Genomic DNA, 15,720 nt, shown 5'->3' with positions numbered 1-15,720 from the left:
GCAACCGACATGGACCAGCAACTGATCACGGGCTATGCCCCCGCGCCGGTCGCCGCCCGTATGGAGAACCACGGCGCCAGCATGCTCAAGGTCGCCATGCAGAGCGGCCAGGACCTCTTCGCCCGCACCGGCTCGATGGTCGCGTACGAGGGTTTCGTCCAGTACGAGCCCAACCCGCCCGCCGTGCGCCAGATGGCCTCCCAATGGCTGACCGGCGAAGGCGCCCCGCTGATGCGGTGCAGCGGCGACGGACTGCTCTACCTCGCCGACTACGGGGCGAACGTCGTCTGCATCAACCTCAACGGCGACTCGCTCTCGGTCAACGGCACCAATCTGCTCGCCTTCGACGCCCATCTCCAGTGGGGGGTCGAGCGGGTCAAGGGCATCGCCAAGTTCGCCGGACAGGGCCTGTTCAACGTGGGTGTGTCCGGCACCGGCTGGGTCGCGCTGACCTCCCGCGGCACCCCCATCGTCGTCGACTGCGGCCGCGGCGATGACGAGACCTACGTGGACCCGGACGCGCTCGTCGCCTGGTCCACCGGGCTCAAGGTCAAGGGCAAGCGCAGCTTCAAGGCGTCCTCCCTGATCGGCCGGGGCAGCGGTGAGGCGTACCAGCTCGGCTTCTCCGGGCAGGGCTTCGTCGTCGTACAGCCCAGTGAGGACAGCACCGACCGGCTCCGGGCACGGGGCTGAGGGGGAGAGAGACAGATGCAGAGCCCGCTCTTCGCCTTCACCGAGGCCCAGACCCAGGACCGCTACGCGCTCCAGAACCCGCATATGCTGCGGGTCGCCCTGACCGGCCACGAGGACGTGCTCGCCCGTAAGGGCAGCATGGTCGCCTACCAGGGGCTGATCGAGTTCGACGGCGAGTACCAGACGCCGGGCCAGCGCCGCTCCCGTACGGTCGGCGAGGGTCTGGACCTGATGCGCTGCTCCGGACAGGGCACCGTCTACCTCGCCAACCTCGCCCAGTACGTCCATGTGGTGGACGTGGAGGGCGAGGGGCTGACGGTCGACAGCGCCTATGTCCTCGCGCTGGACTCCACGCTGCACTGGGAGACCATCGCGGTGGACAGCCAGTACGGGATCTCCGGTTCCGGCAAGTACAACCTCAACATCTCCGGGCGGGGCAAGGTCGCGCTGATGACCTCCGGCCAGCCGCTGATGCTCCAGGTCACGCCGGATAAGTACGTCAACGTCGACGCGGACGCCATCGTCGCCTGGTCCAGTTCGCTGCGCGTCCAGATGCAGGCGCAGACCCACTCCTCGGGTGTGTGGCGGCGGCGCGGCAACACGGGCGAGGGCTGGGAGCTCAGCTTCCTCGGCCAGGGGTATGCCCTGGTGCAGCCCAGCGAACTGCTGCCGCCGCAGAACGCGGTGGTCGGCGGGGGGATGGCCGCCCAGTTCGGGATGGGCCAGCAGGGCGCCCGGGGCCAGAACCAGGGCAACATCTTCGGCAACTGACGACGGTCCTTCGCGACGTCACGCGGCCGCGGCCCCTCGGGGCCGCGGCCGCTTCGTCCGCGTCGGGTATCCGCGCGTCCGGCGGTCAGAGCACCGCGCGGGTGCGGTCCACCAGCAGCCGCACCGATTCATCGGCGACCTCCGCCACCTCGTCGTAGCCGAACCAGCGCAGGTCCAGTGACTCATCGCTGATCGCGGCCATGGCGCCGCGCGGGGCCAGCGCCGCGTACTGCACGTCCAGATGCCAGGCGCACGGGGTGTGATGACGGTCCAGCCGCACCGGGCCGCCCGGCAGCAGCGTCAGCCCGGTGATCCCGGACTCCTCGGTGGCCTCGCGCAGCGCCGCGTCCGCCAGGGTGGCGTCGCCCGGTTCGCAGTGGCCGCCCATCTGCAGCCACATCCGCAACTTCCGGTGCAGGGTGAGCAGTACGCGCTCCCCGGACGGGTCGATCACCAGGGTGCTCGCGGTGATGTGCCCGTCCCGGCACGCCTTCCACATCCCGTCCGGATGGGCGGCCAGATGGTCGCCGTAGGCCAGCCGCAGCCGCTCCTGGCCGGCGTCCGGCGCGGACCACCCTTCGAGGACCCGCGCCGCGTCCTTGTGGAGATTCACGCGCCGCTGTCGTCCCGCCGCTCGTCCGGGCCGTTCCCGGGCTCCTCGGCGGCCGGGCCGCCCTTGTCGCCCTCGCCGGTCGCGCCGCCGGGCCGCTCGGCACCGCCCGCCGCCTCGCCGAGCATCTTGTCCAGCTCGGAGAAGTCCAGCTGTTCGCGGTGGACGAAGCCGTCCGGGTCGTCGAGGTCCTCGGCGGTCGGCAGCATGTCAGGGTGCTCCCACAGCCCGTCGCGCCCCTCCATACCGCGGGCGTCGGTGAGCGAGGCCCACAGCCGGGAGGCGTCCCGCAGCCGCCGGGGCCGCAGTTCCAGACCGATCAGGGTGGCGAAGGTCTGCTCGGCGGGCCCGCCGCTCGCCCGGCGCCGCCGCAGCGTCTCGCGCAGCGCGTCGGCCGACGGCAGATGGGGCGCGGCGGCGGCGTGGACCACGGCGTCCACCCAGCCCTCCACGAGCGCCAGCGCCGTCTCCAGACGGGCCAGCGCGGCCTTCTGCTCGGGGGTGTCCTCCGGCTGGAACATGCCCTGCTGGAGCGCTTCCTGGAGCTGCTCGGGGTGAGTGGGGTCGAGCTGGCCGACCGCGTCCTCCAGCTTGGCGGTGTCCACCTTGATCCCGCGGGCGTACCCCTCCACGGCACCGAACAGATGTGAGCGCAGCCACGGTACATGCGAGAAGAGTCGCTGGTGGGCGGCCTCGCGCAGCGCCAGGTAGAGCCGCACCTCCTCCTTGGGGACGCCGAGGCCGGAGCCGAGTGCGGCGATGTTCACCGGGAGGAGCGCGGCCTTGCCCGCCGGGCCGAGCGGCAGCCCGACATCGGTCGAGCCGACCACCTCACCGGCCAGCACGCCCAGGGCCTGGCCGATCTGGGTGCCGAACATGGCGCCACCCATGGAGCGCATCATCCCCAGCAGCGGGCCGGCCATGGCCTGCATCTCCTCGGGGAGCACATCGCCCATGGCGGCACCGACCCGCTCGGCGACCGGATCGACAAGATCGCGCCAGACCGGAAGGGTCGCCTCGACCCATTCCGCGCGGCTCCACGCCACGGCGGTGCCGGAGCCCGAGGGCAGTGAGGTGACGCCGTCCAGCCACAGGTCGGCCAGCCGGACCGCCTCCTGGACCGCATCGCGGTCGGCCGGGCCGACGCTCTCGTCCTTGGTGCCGTCGGCGGTGCCGCGCGCGACGGTCTGCCGCGCGATGTCCTTGGCCATGTCCCAGTTCACCGGACCGCCCTCGTACGAGAGCATCTGCCCGAGCTGCTGGAACGCGGCGCCCAGGTCATTGGGGTTCAGCGAGCCGAACATCGCGGCGAACGGATTCTCCGCGCCGCCCGTGCCGCCGCCGAACCCGAAGGGATTCGCGGGGCCCTGATCGCCGCCCTGGCCGCCCTTCCTCTTGCCGTCGTCGCCGTCCTCCGGCTCCTCCGGCGGAAGGCCGAATCCGAATGGGGTGTCACTCACGGGTTTCCTCGGCTCGTTGGGCCACCGGCCCCGGGCCGGCGGCGGATGCCCGACATCACCACCCAGCCTAGACACCTCGCCGGTTTACGGGCTCGGTGCTTCGCTGATCGCCGCCCTGCGGCAGGATGGACGTCACCTGGTACGTACGCGTGCACGCGCTGCGTACTGAAGACAACCGCTGGAGACGCCCGGTGAGTTCCCCAGACCGAGAAGTTCGCGCTGCGCGAAACGAGACGGCCCGCACCGCACGACGCCCCGTCGTGGCGGTCACCGGAGCCGCTTCGGGACCTGGTGCCCTGCTCACGCAGCGGCTCACGGAGTCCGACGAGATCAAGCAGGTGCTCGCCATCGACGAGCGCCGCGGAGAGGTGAGCGAGGCGCACTGGCACGTGCTGGACGTCCGCGATCCGGCCATCGCCGACAAACTGCGCGGTGCGGACGTGGTGGTCCATCTCGCCGTCGATCTCGACCTCGGTACGGACGCCACCGCCCGTACCGCGTACAACGTGCGCGGCACCCAGACCGTGCTGACGGCCGCCGCGGCCGCCGGGGTGCGCCGGGTGGTGCTCTGCACCTCCGCGATGGTCTACGGGGCGCTCGCCGACAACGACGTACCGCTCGCCGAGGACGCGGAGCTGCGGGCCACCGCCGAGGCCACCGGTGTCGGCGATCTGCTGGAGATCGAGCGGCTGGGGGAGCGCGCGCCGAGGGCGCATCCGGGGCTGAATGTGACCGTGGTGCGCCCCACGATCCTGGTCGGCGGCACGGACACCGCCCTCACCCGCTACTTCGAGTCGCCCCGGCTGCTGGTGGTCGCGGGCTCCCGCCCGACCTGGCAGTTCTGCCATGTGGAAGACCTGGTCAGCGCGCTGGAGTACGCGGCCCTGGAGAAGGTCGAGGGGGAGCTCGCGGTCGGCTGCGACGGCTGGCTGGAGCAGGAGGAGATCGAGGAGCTGTCCGGTATCCGGCGCATGGAGCTGCCGTCGGCGGTCGCCCTGGGTGCCGCGTCCCGGCTGCACCGGCTGGGCCTGACGCCGTCCCCGGCCGGGGACCTCGCGTACACCATGCACCCCTGGGCGGTCAGCGGCAGCCGGCTGCACGCGGCGGGCTGGCGGCCCCAGTGGACCAACGAGGAGGTCCTCGCCGAGCTGCTGGAGGAGGTCGCCGGACGCCATACGGTCGCCGGGCGGCGGCTGGGCCGCAAGGACGCCACGACACTCGGCGCCGCGGGCGCGACCGTGGCCCTGGTGGGCACCGCCGCGATCGTGCGCCGCGCCCGCAAGGCGCGGCGCCGCGCCTGACCGCCGAGCCCGGCGGCCCTCACAGAGGGTGATTCGGAAGTCGCTTTCCGCGATCCGGTATTCCATGATGACGGGACGGTACGGCACGATGGACGGCATGGCACGTACGTACGATCACTCCGGCGAACTCGCGGCCGCCGACCCCATCCGTCTGCTCGCCGTCCGTGACACCCCGCTGTCGGTGGACGAGGTGTTCGGGGCCGTCGGTGACGCCGCGGCGGGTGGCACGGCTCTGTTCGTGGGCACCGTGCGCGACCACGACGGGGGCGTGGAGGTCGGCGCCCTCGGCTACTCCGCCCATCCCACCGCCGAGGCCGAGCTGCGCCGGGTGGCCGAGAAGGTCGTCGCCGACTTCCCGGTGCGCGCCCTGGCCGCGGTGCACCGGGTCGGCGATCTGGTGATCGGCGATCTGGCCGTGGTCGTCGCCGTCTCCTGTCCGCACCGCGCGGAGGCGTTCGCGGCCTGCCGCCGTCTGATCGACGACCTCAAGCGCGAGGTGCCGATCTGGAAGCACCAGACCTTCGCCGACGGCACCGAGGAGTGGGTCGGGGCGGGGTGACCCGGCGGTCCGCGGACCGGTGGCACCGGGGGGTCTCCGCGGGGCATGCGGGGCGGATCGGCGGGCACCAGCGACCCTGATCCGACATGGGCGCGGAAGGGTGTACTCCACTTGCGTAACCCCCACCCTGCCGTGAGCGTTGACGGAGCGGAGGATTAATCTGCTCATCTGTCAGTCGCGGTTCCGGTCGCGGTTCTACGAGGGGACGGGAGGCCGCTGTGGGCGCACTGCTCTGGTTGCTCATTCCAGTACTCGCGGCGATAGCCGCGGCGATATACGCCGGCATGGCCGCCCGCGCCGCCAAGCGGACCAGCGGGGGAGACGTCGAAGAACTGGCCGGGTACGCGAGGTTCCGCGAAGCCATGGAGCGGCAGCACTCCCCTTCGGACGCCGCCTGAGCCCGCACTCGTACGGACGGCCCCGGGGGTGGACTGAGGGACGCGTCCCGTACTGTCGTTCCATGCCACGCCGCACCGCGACGATGCTCGCTTCCCTCCTGATGCTGATCGCGCTGCTGTGCGCCGGTGTGTTGATCCCGGTGCCCTACGCGGAGATGTCGCCGGGACCCACGTACAACACCCTGGGGGAGCACAACGGCGAGTGCGTGCTGCAGATCTCCGGCCACAAGGGCTGTGAGACCACCGGCGGTCACCTCAACATGACGACGGTCCGGGTGACCGGATCCGAGTACCGGATGAACCTCGTGGAAGCCGTCTACGGCTGGCTGGCCCACGATGACGTGGTGGTTCCGCACGACACCCTCTACCCGGACGACAAGACGCCGGACGAGGTGAACCAGCAGAACGCCGAGGAGTTCACCCAGTCCCAGGAGAGCGCCAAGGTCGCGGCCCTCAGGGCGCTGAAGAAGCCCGTCTCCTCGCAGGTGATCGTCGGCACCGTGGGCAAGGGCAGCCCGGCCCAGGGCAAGCTGCACGCGGGCGATGTGATCAAGGCCGTGGACGGTACCGCGGTGCGCGGGTTCGAGGACATCTCCAAGCTGGTCACCAAGCACAAGCCCGGTCAGCGGACCGTCTTCTCGGTGATCCCGGCCAAGGCGGCCGCCGCGGCGGAGAAGGCCGGGAAGAAGCCCTCCGGTCAGAAGCGCGTCACCCTGACCACCACCAAGGCCAAGGACGGCCGGGCCATCGTGGGCATCACGGCCATGGCCGACTACACCTTCCCGTTCCGGATCGACATCAAGCTGGCCGACGTGGGCGGGCCGAGCGCCGGGCTGATGTTCGCGCTCGGCATCGTGGACCGGCTCTCGCCCGGGGACCTGACCGGCGGGAAGTTCATCGCGGGCACCGGCACCATCAACGAGAAGGGCGTGGTCGGCCCGATCGGCGGGATCGAGATGAAGACCATCGGCGCCCGCGAGGCCGGAGCGCGCTACTTCCTCACGCCCAAGGAGAACTGCGCGGCCGCGGCCAAGGACGTCCCCGGTGGACTGCGGCTGGTGAAGGTGCACACCATCGATGACGCGCTGGGCGCGCTGAAGAAGATCCGCAAGGGCGACACCGCCGGTCTGCCGGCCTGCACGACGGGCTGAGCCCGCACGGCGGGCCGAGACGGCGCCCTGAGGGGCGCCGCCCCGGTACGCCGTCCCTGGCCGGCCGGCCGGCCCGTCAGTCGGTCGCGAACGTGGCGCTCAGCGCGTCCGCGAGCCTCGGCACCAGACCCGCACCGGTCAGCACCTCGGTGGGGGAGTCCTTCTCACGCAGCCGTACGGCCGACTCACGTCCGCCGTCCCGCAGCACCGCGACCGTCATCCGGACCTCCTGGCGGTCCGGGTGGGCGGCCACCCAGGAGGCCAGCCGGGCCTCGTCCAGGTTCTCCGGCACGGCCTCCTCGGCGGACGGCGGCAGCATCAGCCGCTCCACGGTCATGGCGCAGCCGACGACCGCGTCGGGCCAGGCGATGGTGGCGAGGAACTCGTCGAGCGGTGTCTGCGGGGGCAGCTCGTCCTGCTCGATCGGGGTGAGCGCGGGGGCCTCACCGCCCTGCTCGTCGAGGCCGAGCTGGGCGGCCAGACCGGGCTCCTGGGCCCGCAGCCGGGCGGTGTCGACCAGGGCGAAGAGCCGGGCGGGCTGGTCCCAGCCGAGCCCGGAGGCGTATTCGTCGATCTCGAGCACGGCTCGGGTCAGCGGATTGGCGGCCATCGGGGTGCTACCGGGGGTTGCGTTGGACATGGTGCATATCGTGCCCTGATCGGACCCGGAAACGGGAACTGAGTAAAGCCTGAGTAAGTTGCATCAGGTGGGCCCTCCTGTGTCCGGGCCCGCATCACACCGACAGCGAACTTCGAGGTGCGCACCTTGGCTTTCCAGATGCCGGACCGCGGCGGAGGCCCGACGGGACCGCGGATCAGAGTCGGCCGACCGTCCCGGCGCGTCCGGACCCTGCTCATGACCCTGGGTGTGCTGGCCGCGCTGGTCATGCTCTTTGTCATGTTTGCCGGGTTTTGGACGGATTGGCTCTGGTATCGCTCGCTTCATTACTCCACGGTCTTCAGCACCACACTGAAGACCAAGATCGGCTTGTTCGCGGTCTTCGGCGCGCTGATGGCCGTGGCCGTGGGGCTCAACATCTGGCTGGCGCACCGGCTGCGGCCGCCGCTCAGCGCGATGTCCCTGGAGCAGCAGAGCCTGGACCGCTACCGGATGGGCATCGCCCCGTTCAAGAAGTGGGTGCTGCTCGCGGTCACCGCGCTGGTCGGGCTGGTCGCGGGTGCCTCGGCGGCCGGTCAGTGGCGGATCTGGCTGCTGTGGGTCAACGGGGTGCCGTTCGGCCAGAAGGACCCCCAGTTCCACAAGGACGTCGCGTTCTACGCGTTCGACCTGCCCTGGTACCGCTTCCTGCTGAGCTTCGGCTTCGCGGCCACGGTGCTCTCCCTGATCGCCGCCGCCGTGGTGCACTACCTCTACGGGGGGCTGCGGATCACCAGTCCGGGCGCCCGCGCGACCGGCGCGGCCACCGGCCATCTGTCGGTGCTGCTGGGGGTGTTCGTCGCCCTCAAGGCCGTCGCGTACTGGCTGGACCGGTACGCCCTGGCGGTGAAGTCCAGCGACTTCAAGGCCACGGACAACTGGACCGGGCTGCGCTATGTGGACGCCCAGGCCTATCTGCCCGCCAAGACCATCCTGTTCTGCATCGCGGTCATCTGCGCGCTGCTCTTCTTCGCCACCCTGTGGCGGCGCACCTGGCAGCTGCCGGTGATCGGCTTCGGCCTGATGGTGCTCTCGGCGGTCCTGATCGGCGGGCTGTATCCGGCGATCGTGCAGAAGTTCCAGGTCCAGCCGAACGAGCAGGCCAAGGAAGCGCCGTACATCCAGAAGAACATCGAGGCCACGCGCAAGGCGTACGGCATCGATGACTCCAAGGTGGCGGACTACTCGGGCAGGACCGACGACAAGGGCGGCGCCAAGGGCGCCAAGCTGCGCCAGGTCGCCGACTCCACCGCCAGCTACCGGCTGATCGACCCGAGCGTCGTCTCGCCGACGTTCCAGCAGCTGGAGCAGAAGCGGAAGTACTACCAGTTCCCCTCCACCCTGGACGTCGACCGCTACAAGGGTCCCGACGGCAAGGACCAGGACACCGTCGTCGGCGTCCGCGAGCTCAACCTCGACGGCATCCCCAAGCGGAACTGGATCAACGACCACTTCACCTACACCCATGGCTACGGTGTGGTGGCGGCCAAGGGCACCAACCCCGATCCGCAGGCGGACCAGGAGGGCGCCCCGGCGTTCACCGAGGCCGGTCTGCCCACCCAGGGCTCGATGGAGAGCTACCGCCAGCAGATCTACTACGGCGAGAAGACCGACCAGTACTCCATCGTCGGCGGGCCCCAGAAGGAGCTCGACTACGAGGACGACGGCGAGAAGACCACCAGCTACCAGGGCAAGAGCGGGGTCAGCCTCTCCAACCCGGTCAACCGCGCGGCCTATGCGGTGGCGTTCGGCGAGCCGCAGATCCTGTACTCGGGAGCCATCGGCGAGGGTTCGCGGATCCTGTACAACCGCACGCCCAAGGAGCGCGTCGAGAAGGTCGCGCCCTGGCTCACCATCGACGGTGACGCCTATCCGGCGGTGGTCGACGGCCGGATCAAGTGGATAGTGGACGCCTACACCACGACCAACGGCTATCCGTACGCCTCGCGCACGACCCTGGGCGACAGCACGGCCGACTCGCTGAGCGACGGCGACCGTTCGGTGGTCGCCCAGCAGAACAAGGTCAACTACATCCGTAACTCGGTGAAGGCGACCGTGGACGCCTATGACGGCTCGGTCGACCTCTACGAGTGGGACACCAAGGACCCGGTGCTCAAGACCTGGGAGAAGGCGTTCCCGGGCACGGTCAAGCCGAAGAGCGAGATCAGCGCCAAGCTGATGGAGCACCTGCGGTACCCGCAGGACCTGTTCAAGGTCCAGCGCGAGCTGCTCACCCGCTACCACGTCACCGACGCCAAGCAGTTCTACAGCGGCAGTGACGCCTGGCAGGTCCCGGACGACCCGACCCAGCGCGAGGAGGGCAACGCGGTCCCGCCGTACTACCTGAGCATGAAGATGCCCGGCCAGCAGAACCAGACGTTCTCGCTGACCACCACCTTCACGCCCAACGGCAGGCCCAACCTCGGTGCCTTCATGGCCATCGACGCCGATGCCAACAGCAAGGACTACGGCACGATAAGACTGCTGAAGGTCACCAGGGACGTACCGGGGCCACAACAGGTGCAGAGCAAGCTCAACGGCAATGCGGAAGTCGCGGAGTTCGTCCGCAACCTGCGGGGCACCGACTCCGACATCGAGTACGGCAATCTGCTCACCGTCCCGCTCAACGGCGGCTTCCTGTACATCGAGCCGGTGTACGCGCGAGGCGGCAGCGCCAACTACCCGCTGCTGAAGAAGGTCGGCGTCTCCTACAACGGCAAGGAACCCGTCTTCAAGGACAGTCTGGGCGAGGCGCTGAACGTGGTGTTCGGCGAATCGTCCGGTGACGGTGAGGAGAAGCCACCGTCCGATGACGACGGCGGCGGGGAGAAGCCCCCGGCGAGCTCCAACCCCTCGCTCCAGGACGCCCTGAAGGACGCCCAGGACGCCTGGGACGCCGGTCAGAAGGCGCTCCAGGAGGAGCCGCAGGACTGGGACGCCTACGGCAGGGCCCAGGACGATCTGAAGGACGCCCTGGACCGGGCCGCCAAGGCCGAGGACAAGGCCGGGAAGAACAAGGCGGACGACGGGAAGCAGAACGAGCCCAAGAGTCAGAGCGCTGACAACAAGGGCGGTTGACCCGCGCCCACCTGGGAGAACCGTGGAGTGACCGAGTCCCGCGCCGTGATACGGTGATCGTGCAACGGCGCGGGGTGGAGCAGCTCGGTAGCTCGCTGGGCTCATAACCCAGAGGTCGCAGGTTCAAATCCTGTCCCCGCTACTGACAGACGAGGCCCGGATCCACAAGGATCCGGGCCTCGTTGTGTGTTCAGAGAGCGTCCACTCGGGGAACTCGGATACAAGCGTTTGGGTTGTCTCTCTGTGGGCAAGTCGACAAAACGCCGAAGTGACCTCCTCGGCTGCGGTATACCAGGTGTACGCCGGATACGAGTGATGTCACGATGGGATATATGGGGGACAGGGTCAGTCTGTTGGAGACAGGGCGTTTTGCGCACACGCATGACGATGCCGAGGAAGAGACCCGGCACCGCCGTGCCGCGGAAGCGGGCGACACCGCCGCGATGAGCGCACTGGGTGCGCTGCTCCTGCGCCGTAGCGATCTGGACGGTGCGGAGCCGTTTCTGCGGGCCGCCACCGCCGAAGGGGACCGCGCCGCCGCCAACAACCTCGGAGTCCTGCTCCACCAGCGCGGTTACGCGGACGAGGCGGCCGGGTGGTGGCGCGTCGCCGCCGTCGCCGGATCCGCCGCGGCCGCCCACGCCCTGGGCCGCCACCACCGCGAGCGCGGCGATGAGCCCGCTGCCGAGTACTGGCTGCGCCAGTCCGCCGAATCAGGCCACACCCTGGGCGCCTACGCGCTGGCCGATCTGCTGGAGCACCGCGGCGACATCGGGGCCGAGCGCTGGTTCCGCACGGCCGCCGAGCGCGGCCACCGCGAGGCCGCCTACCGGCTCGCCCGTATTCTCGACCGCCGGCAGGACGAGGCCGCGGCCGAGGGCGAACCGCGCCGCACCGGTACCGAGGCCGAGCCGGCGGAGGCCGAGCAGTGGTACCGGCAGGCCGCCGCGCGCGGCCACCGGCGCGCCGCCCTGCACCTGGGCACCCTGCTGGAGAAGCGCGGTGAGACCCAGGAGGCGGGGCGCTGGTACCTGACGTCCGCCAAGGACGGCGAGGCCCGCGCCGCCTGCGCGCTCGCCTTTCTGCTGCGCGACGCGGGGGACACCGACAGCGCCGCCGTCTGGTGGCACCGCGCCGCCCAGGACGGCGACGGCAACGCGGCGAACGCGCTGGGCGCGCTGCACGCCGACCGAGGGGAGACCCAGACCGCCGAGCGCTGGTACCGCGCCGCGCTCGACGCGGGCGACATCAACGGCGCCTACAACCTCGGTCTGCTCTGCGCCGAGCAGGGCCGTACCGCCCAGGCCGAGCAGTGGTACCGCCGCGCCGCCTACGCCGGGCACCGCGAGGCCGCCAACGCGGTCGCCGTGCTGCTGCTCCAGCGGGGCGACGCGGCGGGCGCCGAGCCGTGGTTCTCCAAGGCGGCCGAGGCGGGCAGCGTCGACGCCGCGTTCAACCTGGGGATCCTGCACACCGGCCGCGAGGAGGAGCGCGCGGCCCGGCAGTGGTACGAGCGGGCCGCCGCGGCCGGGCACACCGACGCCGCGCTCCAGGTCGGCATCGCGCTGCTGCGGGAAGGCGACGGCCAGGCCGCCGAGCGCCATCTGCGCTGCGCCGCGGGCGGCGGCAGCGCCGAGGCGGCCTTCCAGCTGGCCGCGCTGCTCGACCGGTCGGCGGTCGGCGGTGACCCCACGGCCACCGGCACCGGGTTCGGCGCCTCGTCCGGGACGCGGTTCCCCGCCCCGGCGACCGAGGACGGGCCCGTGCCCGAGCACGAGGAGTGGTACGAGCGCGCGGCGCGCCAGGGCCACCGCCGCGCCCAGGTGCGGGTCGGCATGCTGGCCGCCGCCCGGGGCGATGTGGTCGAGGCCGCGCGCTGGTACCGGATGGCCGCCGAGGCGGGCAGCAGCAACGGCGCGTTCAACCTGGGGCTGCTCCTGGCCCGCGAGGGCAGCGAGCCGGAGGCCGCCCTGTGGTGGACGCGCGCGGCCGGGGCCGGGCACGGCCGGGCCGCGCTGCGGCTGGCGCTGCTGGCGGCCCGCCGCGGGGCGCTCGCCGAGGGCCAGCGGTGGTGTGCGCGGGCGGTCGAGCTGGGGCCCGCGGAGGTCGCCGAGCGTGCGGCGCGCCTGCGGGACGCGCTCCAGCAGGAGCTCACCGCCTAGGTTCGTGTCGTTTGGATCTTCGTGGATCAGGCCGCGTCCGTGGCGTCCGCCCAGGTCGGGGGCGGTTCCGGGGGCTGTGTCCCGGGCCGTCGGGTGGCGGCCTGGTGGCGCGCGGGTAACCGGTTTGCTCTGATCGACGGCCGCGGGTTAAGGTTGCTTCACACCGACGCGGGGTGGAGCAGCTCGGTAGCTCGCTGGGCTCATAACCCAGAGGTCGCAGGTTCAAATCCTGTCCCCGCTACGAGAACGAAGGGCCCGGATCCCAGGATCCGGGCCCTTCGTCATGTCCGCATGTCCGAGGCCCTCCGGGGCGCCCGGAGGCGACCGCCGGGCGTCAGGCGGCCGCGCAGTCCGGGCAGAGCCCGCGGTAGGTCACCTCGACGTCGGAGACGGCGAACCCGAAGCGCTCCCCCGCGGGGAGGTCGGCCAGCGGGTCACCGGTGGGGTGGACATCGCGGATCGTGCCGCACCGCGCACACACCAGGTGCTGGTGGGCGTGGTGGGCGTTGGGGTCGTAGCGCTTGGCCCGGCCGTCGGTGCTCACCTCGATCACCTCGCCGAGCGAGACGAGCTCGCCCAGGGTGTTGTACACCGTGGCGCGCGAGATCTCGGGCAGCCGGTCGGCCGCCAGCGCGTGCACCTCGTCGGCGGTGTAGTGCACATGGTCCCCGTCGAGGACCTCGGCGACGACGCGCCGCTGGGCGGTCAGCCGCCAGCCGCGTCCCCGGAGCCGTTCCAGCAGGTCACTCATGCCATTCACCTATCAGTCAGATAAGGACAAGGGTAGCAGCGGATCAGTCCATGGCCGGAATGCGTATCACTCTCCATGTGTTCTTGACTTAGACAATGTCCAATGTAGGGTGGTGTCCACCCCGAATCGAGGGGCAGGACGCGAGTACGCGGGAGGCGCACGTGACGGTCCAGGACAACACCAGCGGTCCGCTGACCACGGAATCCGGCGCTCCGGTGGCGGACAACCAGAACAGCGAGACGGCGGGGGCCGGTGGTCCGGGTCTGATCCAGGACCAGCACCTGATCGAGAAGCTGGCCCACTTCAACCGGGAGCGGATCCCGGAGCGGATCGTCCACGCGCGGGGTGCCGGTGCGTACGGCACCTTCACGGTGACCGCGGATGTGACGCCCTACACCCGTGCGGCGTTCCTCTCCGAGGTCGGCAAGCAGACCGAGACGTTCCTGCGCTTCTCCACGGTGGCCGGGAACCTGGGCTCGGCGGACGCGGTGCGCGACCCGCGCGGTTTCGCGCTGAAGTTCTACACCGAAGAGGGCAACTACGACCTGGTCGGGAACAACACCCCGGTGTTCTTCATCAAGGACGCCATCAAGTTCCCCGACTTCATCCACACCCAGAAGCGCGATCCGTACACCGGCTCGCAGGAGGCGGACAACGTCTGGGACTTCTGGGGTCTTTCGCCCGAGTCCACCCACCAGGTCACCTGGCTCTTCGGCGACCGCGGTATCCCCGCCTCCTACCGGCATATGAACGGCTACGGCTCGCACACCTACCAGTGGACCAATGACGCCGGTGAGGTCTTCTGGGTCAAGTACCACTTCAAGACCGACCAGGGCATCAGGAACCTCACCGCCGAAGAGGCCGAGGTGATCGCGGGCAGGGACCCCGACAGTCATCAGCGCGATCTGCGCGAGGCCATCGAACGCGGTGACTTCCCCGGCTGGACCGTCCAGGTGCAGATCATGCCGGCGGCGGACGCGGCGGACTACCGGTTCAACCCGTTCGACCTGACCAAGGTCTGGCCGCACGAGGACTACCCGCCGATCGAGATCGGCACGCTGGAGCTCAACCGCAACCCGCGGAACATCTTCGCCGAGGTCGAGCAGTCGATCTTCTCGCCCGCCCATCTGGTGCCGGGTATCGGCCCGTCCCCGGACAAGATGCTCCAGGGCCGGCTGTTCGCCTACGGCGACGCCCACCGCTACCGCGTCGGGATCAACGCCGACCACCTGCCGGTGAACCGGCCGCACGCCACCGAGGCGCGCACCCACGGCCGGGACGGCTTCCTGTACGACGGCCGTCACGCGGGCGCCAAGAACTACGAGCCGAACAGCTTCGGCGGTCCGGCGGAGACCGGCCGACCGCTATGGCAGCCGGTCACGGTCTCCGGCCGCACCGGTGACCACCCCGCTCCCTCGCACGCCGAGGACGACGACTTCGTCCAGGCGGGCAACCTCTACCGGCTGATGTCGGACGAGGAGAAGGAGCGTCTGATCGCCAACCTCGCGGGCTTCATCGCGCGGGTGTCGCGCGATGACATCGCGCACCGGGCGATCGAGAACTTCTGCAGGGCGGACGCGGACTACGGCAAGCGGCTGGAGGCCGCGGTCCAGGCCCTGCGCGGCTGAGGGCGCTTGCCGTAAGAACCGGAGAGGCCGGACGCCAAGGGGCTCCGGCCTCTCCGTGTGCCCTGGGGGCGCCGGTCCGGCGCCTCAGGCCATCGCGGGCTGCGGGACCGGGGCCCAGCAGCGGATGATGTCGCGCACCGAGACCACCCCGACCGGATCGCCCGCGTCGAGCACGATGAGGTGGCGGAATCCGCCGTGCGACATCGTGCGCGCCGCCTGGTCCAGCGTCCATCCGGGGGCCGCGAAGACGACGTCCGCGGTGGTGTGGGAGTGCGCGGTCTCGAGGTCGGGATCCTGGCCCTCGCCCAGGGAGTTGAGGATGTCCCGCTCGGTGAGGATGCCGAGTCCACTGGTGTCGGGATCGAGCACGACGGCCGATCCGACCCGGCGGGCCGACATCAGCCGGGCGGCCTGGCGGAGTGTGTGTGCGGGGCCGATGGTGAGGACCACCGAGCTCATGGCGTCACGGACGTACATGGGCATGGATGGAGCCACCTCCT

14 protein-coding genes and 2 tRNA genes are annotated in these 15,720 nt (G+C 70.7%); 11 read left to right on the top strand and 5 right to left on the bottom strand.

The genetic code is table 11. The annotated features are described in order from the left end of the window. Nucleotides 1-9: 9 nt before the first annotated feature. Both AC07FT_RS02730 and AC07FT_RS02725 read left to right on the top strand, forming a co-directional pair. Nucleotides 10-693: an AIM24 family protein gene (locus tag AC07FT_RS02730; protein WP_471193911.1), complete on the top strand. Its 684-nt coding sequence runs from the start codon at nucleotides 10-12 to the stop codon at nucleotides 691-693. Between the two features lie 15 nt (nucleotides 694-708). Then, nucleotides 709-1,464 carry an AIM24 family protein gene (locus AC07FT_RS02725; protein WP_471193909.1) on the top strand — a complete coding sequence of 252 codons (756 nt, stop codon included), beginning with the start codon at nucleotides 709-711 and terminating at the stop codon, nucleotides 1,462-1,464. A gap of 85 nt (nucleotides 1,465-1,549) precedes the next feature. On the opposite strand, the gene AC07FT_RS02720 is transcribed toward AC07FT_RS02725, so the two are convergent. Together AC07FT_RS02720 and AC07FT_RS02715 are read right to left on the bottom strand one after the other, a co-directional pair. Then, entirely contained in the window at nucleotides 1,550-2,077 is a 528-nt protein-coding gene (locus tag AC07FT_RS02720; RefSeq protein WP_479173446.1) for an NUDIX hydrolase, read from the bottom strand. Then, the gene (locus AC07FT_RS02715; RefSeq protein WP_479173444.1) at nucleotides 2,074-3,534 is read right to left on the bottom strand and encodes a zinc-dependent metalloprotease; all 1,461 of its coding nucleotides are present in this window, start codon (nucleotides 3,532-3,534) and stop codon (nucleotides 2,074-2,076) included. Before AC07FT_RS02715 ends, AC07FT_RS02720 begins: the two co-directional genes overlap by 4 nt. Nucleotides 3,535-3,725: 191 nt before the next feature. Here AC07FT_RS02715 and AC07FT_RS02710 point away from each other — a divergent pair, with 191 nt between their 5' ends. The 4 genes from AC07FT_RS02710 (at nucleotide 3,726) to AC07FT_RS02695 (ending at nucleotide 6,943) form a co-directional block, all read left to right on the top strand. Beyond that, on the top strand, nucleotides 3,726-4,835 hold the full coding sequence (locus tag AC07FT_RS02710) for an NAD-dependent epimerase/dehydratase family protein (RefSeq protein ID WP_479173442.1): 1,110 nt from the start codon (nucleotides 3,726-3,728) through the stop codon (nucleotides 4,833-4,835). A gap of 88 nt (nucleotides 4,836-4,923) precedes the next feature. Next, on the top strand, nucleotides 4,924-5,394 hold the full coding sequence (locus tag AC07FT_RS02705; protein WP_479173951.1) for a molybdenum cofactor biosynthesis protein MoaE: 471 nt from the start codon (nucleotides 4,924-4,926) through the stop codon (nucleotides 5,392-5,394). 218 nt (nucleotides 5,395-5,612) lie between these two features. Further along, nucleotides 5,613-5,792, top strand: a complete 180-nt coding sequence (locus AC07FT_RS02700; protein ID WP_479173441.1) for a hypothetical protein — start codon at nucleotides 5,613-5,615, stop codon at nucleotides 5,790-5,792. Nucleotides 5,793-5,854: 62 nt separating this feature from the next. Further along, on the top strand, nucleotides 5,855-6,943 hold the full coding sequence (locus AC07FT_RS02695; RefSeq protein ID WP_479173439.1) for a YlbL family protein: 1,089 nt from the start codon (nucleotides 5,855-5,857) through the stop codon (nucleotides 6,941-6,943). A gap of 76 nt (nucleotides 6,944-7,019) precedes the next feature. Here the strand turns inward: AC07FT_RS02695 and AC07FT_RS02690 are convergent, their stop codons facing one another. Next, entirely contained in the window at nucleotides 7,020-7,583 is a 564-nt protein-coding gene (locus AC07FT_RS02690) for a PPA1309 family protein (protein WP_479173437.1), read from the bottom strand. Nucleotides 7,584-7,721: 138 nt separating this feature from the next. Here AC07FT_RS02690 and AC07FT_RS02685 point away from each other — a divergent pair, with 138 nt between their 5' ends. From AC07FT_RS02685 to AC07FT_RS02670, 4 genes are all read left to right on the top strand, one after another. Beyond that, on the top strand, nucleotides 7,722-10,679 hold the full coding sequence (locus AC07FT_RS02685; RefSeq protein WP_479173949.1) for a UPF0182 family membrane protein: 2,958 nt from the start codon (nucleotides 7,722-7,724) through the stop codon (nucleotides 10,677-10,679). Between the two features lie 68 nt (nucleotides 10,680-10,747). Continuing rightward, nucleotides 10,748-10,821 (top strand) — tRNA-Met (locus AC07FT_RS02680). Nucleotides 10,822-11,002: 181 nt separating this feature from the next. After that, nucleotides 11,003-12,841, top strand: a complete 1,839-nt coding sequence (locus AC07FT_RS02675) for a tetratricopeptide repeat protein (protein ID WP_479173435.1) — start codon at nucleotides 11,003-11,005, stop codon at nucleotides 12,839-12,841. Between the two features lie 167 nt (nucleotides 12,842-13,008). Beyond that, a tRNA-Met gene (locus AC07FT_RS02670) sits at nucleotides 13,009-13,082 on the top strand. A gap of 93 nt (nucleotides 13,083-13,175) precedes the next feature. Here the strand turns inward: AC07FT_RS02670 and AC07FT_RS02665 are convergent. Then, nucleotides 13,176-13,592, bottom strand: coding sequence for a Fur family transcriptional regulator (locus AC07FT_RS02665; protein WP_471193895.1), 417 nt, complete (start codon nucleotides 13,590-13,592; stop codon nucleotides 13,176-13,178). Between the two features lie 161 nt (nucleotides 13,593-13,753). Between AC07FT_RS02665 and AC07FT_RS02660 the strand changes: the two genes are divergently transcribed. After that, nucleotides 13,754-15,220 carry a catalase gene (locus AC07FT_RS02660; RefSeq protein ID WP_479173433.1) on the top strand — a complete coding sequence of 489 codons (1,467 nt, stop codon included), beginning with the start codon at nucleotides 13,754-13,756 and terminating at the stop codon, nucleotides 15,218-15,220. An 84-nt stretch (nucleotides 15,221-15,304) separates the two neighbouring features. Here AC07FT_RS02660 and AC07FT_RS02655 read toward each other — a convergent pair whose 3' ends face one another. Next, nucleotides 15,305-15,697, bottom strand: coding sequence for a CBS domain-containing protein (locus AC07FT_RS02655; protein WP_254738733.1), 393 nt, complete (start codon nucleotides 15,695-15,697; stop codon nucleotides 15,305-15,307). Nucleotides 15,698-15,720: the final 23 nt, after the last annotated feature.

The sequence above is a fragment of the Streptomyces sp. NPDC045899 genome (genome assembly GCF_056431485.1).
The sequence above is the reverse complement of the archived record's forward strand: the minus strand, read 5'-3'. Positions and strand labels throughout refer to the sequence as shown.

What these genes read in the sequence shown, in the direction of transcription:
- AC07FT_RS02730 (WP_471193911.1), top strand. Translation starts at nt 10, where the DNA reads ATGGACCAGCAACTGATCACGGGCTATGCCCCCGCGCCGGTCGCCGCC.
- AC07FT_RS02725 (WP_471193909.1), top strand. Translation starts at nt 709, where the DNA reads ATGCAGAGCCCGCTCTTCGCCTTCACCGAGGCCCAGACCCAGGACCGC.
- AC07FT_RS02705 (WP_479173951.1), top strand. Translation starts at nt 4,924, where the DNA reads ATGGACGGCATGGCACGTACGTACGATCACTCCGGCGAACTCGCGGCC.
- AC07FT_RS02695 (WP_479173439.1), top strand. Translation starts at nt 5,855, where the DNA reads ATGCCACGCCGCACCGCGACGATGCTCGCTTCCCTCCTGATGCTGATC.
- AC07FT_RS02690 (WP_479173437.1), bottom strand. Translation starts at nt 7,583, where the DNA reads ATGTCCAACGCAACCCCCGGTAGCACCCCGATGGCCGCCAATCCGCTG.
- AC07FT_RS02685 (WP_479173949.1), top strand. Translation starts at nt 7,722, where the DNA reads ATGCCGGACCGCGGCGGAGGCCCGACGGGACCGCGGATCAGAGTCGGC.
- AC07FT_RS02675 (WP_479173435.1), top strand. Translation starts at nt 11,003, where the DNA reads ATGGGATATATGGGGGACAGGGTCAGTCTGTTGGAGACAGGGCGTTTT.
- AC07FT_RS02665 (WP_471193895.1), bottom strand. Translation starts at nt 13,592, where the DNA reads ATGAGTGACCTGCTGGAACGGCTCCGGGGACGCGGCTGGCGGCTGACC.
- AC07FT_RS02655 (WP_254738733.1), bottom strand. Translation starts at nt 15,697, where the DNA reads ATGTACGTCCGTGACGCCATGAGCTCGGTGGTCCTCACCATCGGCCCC.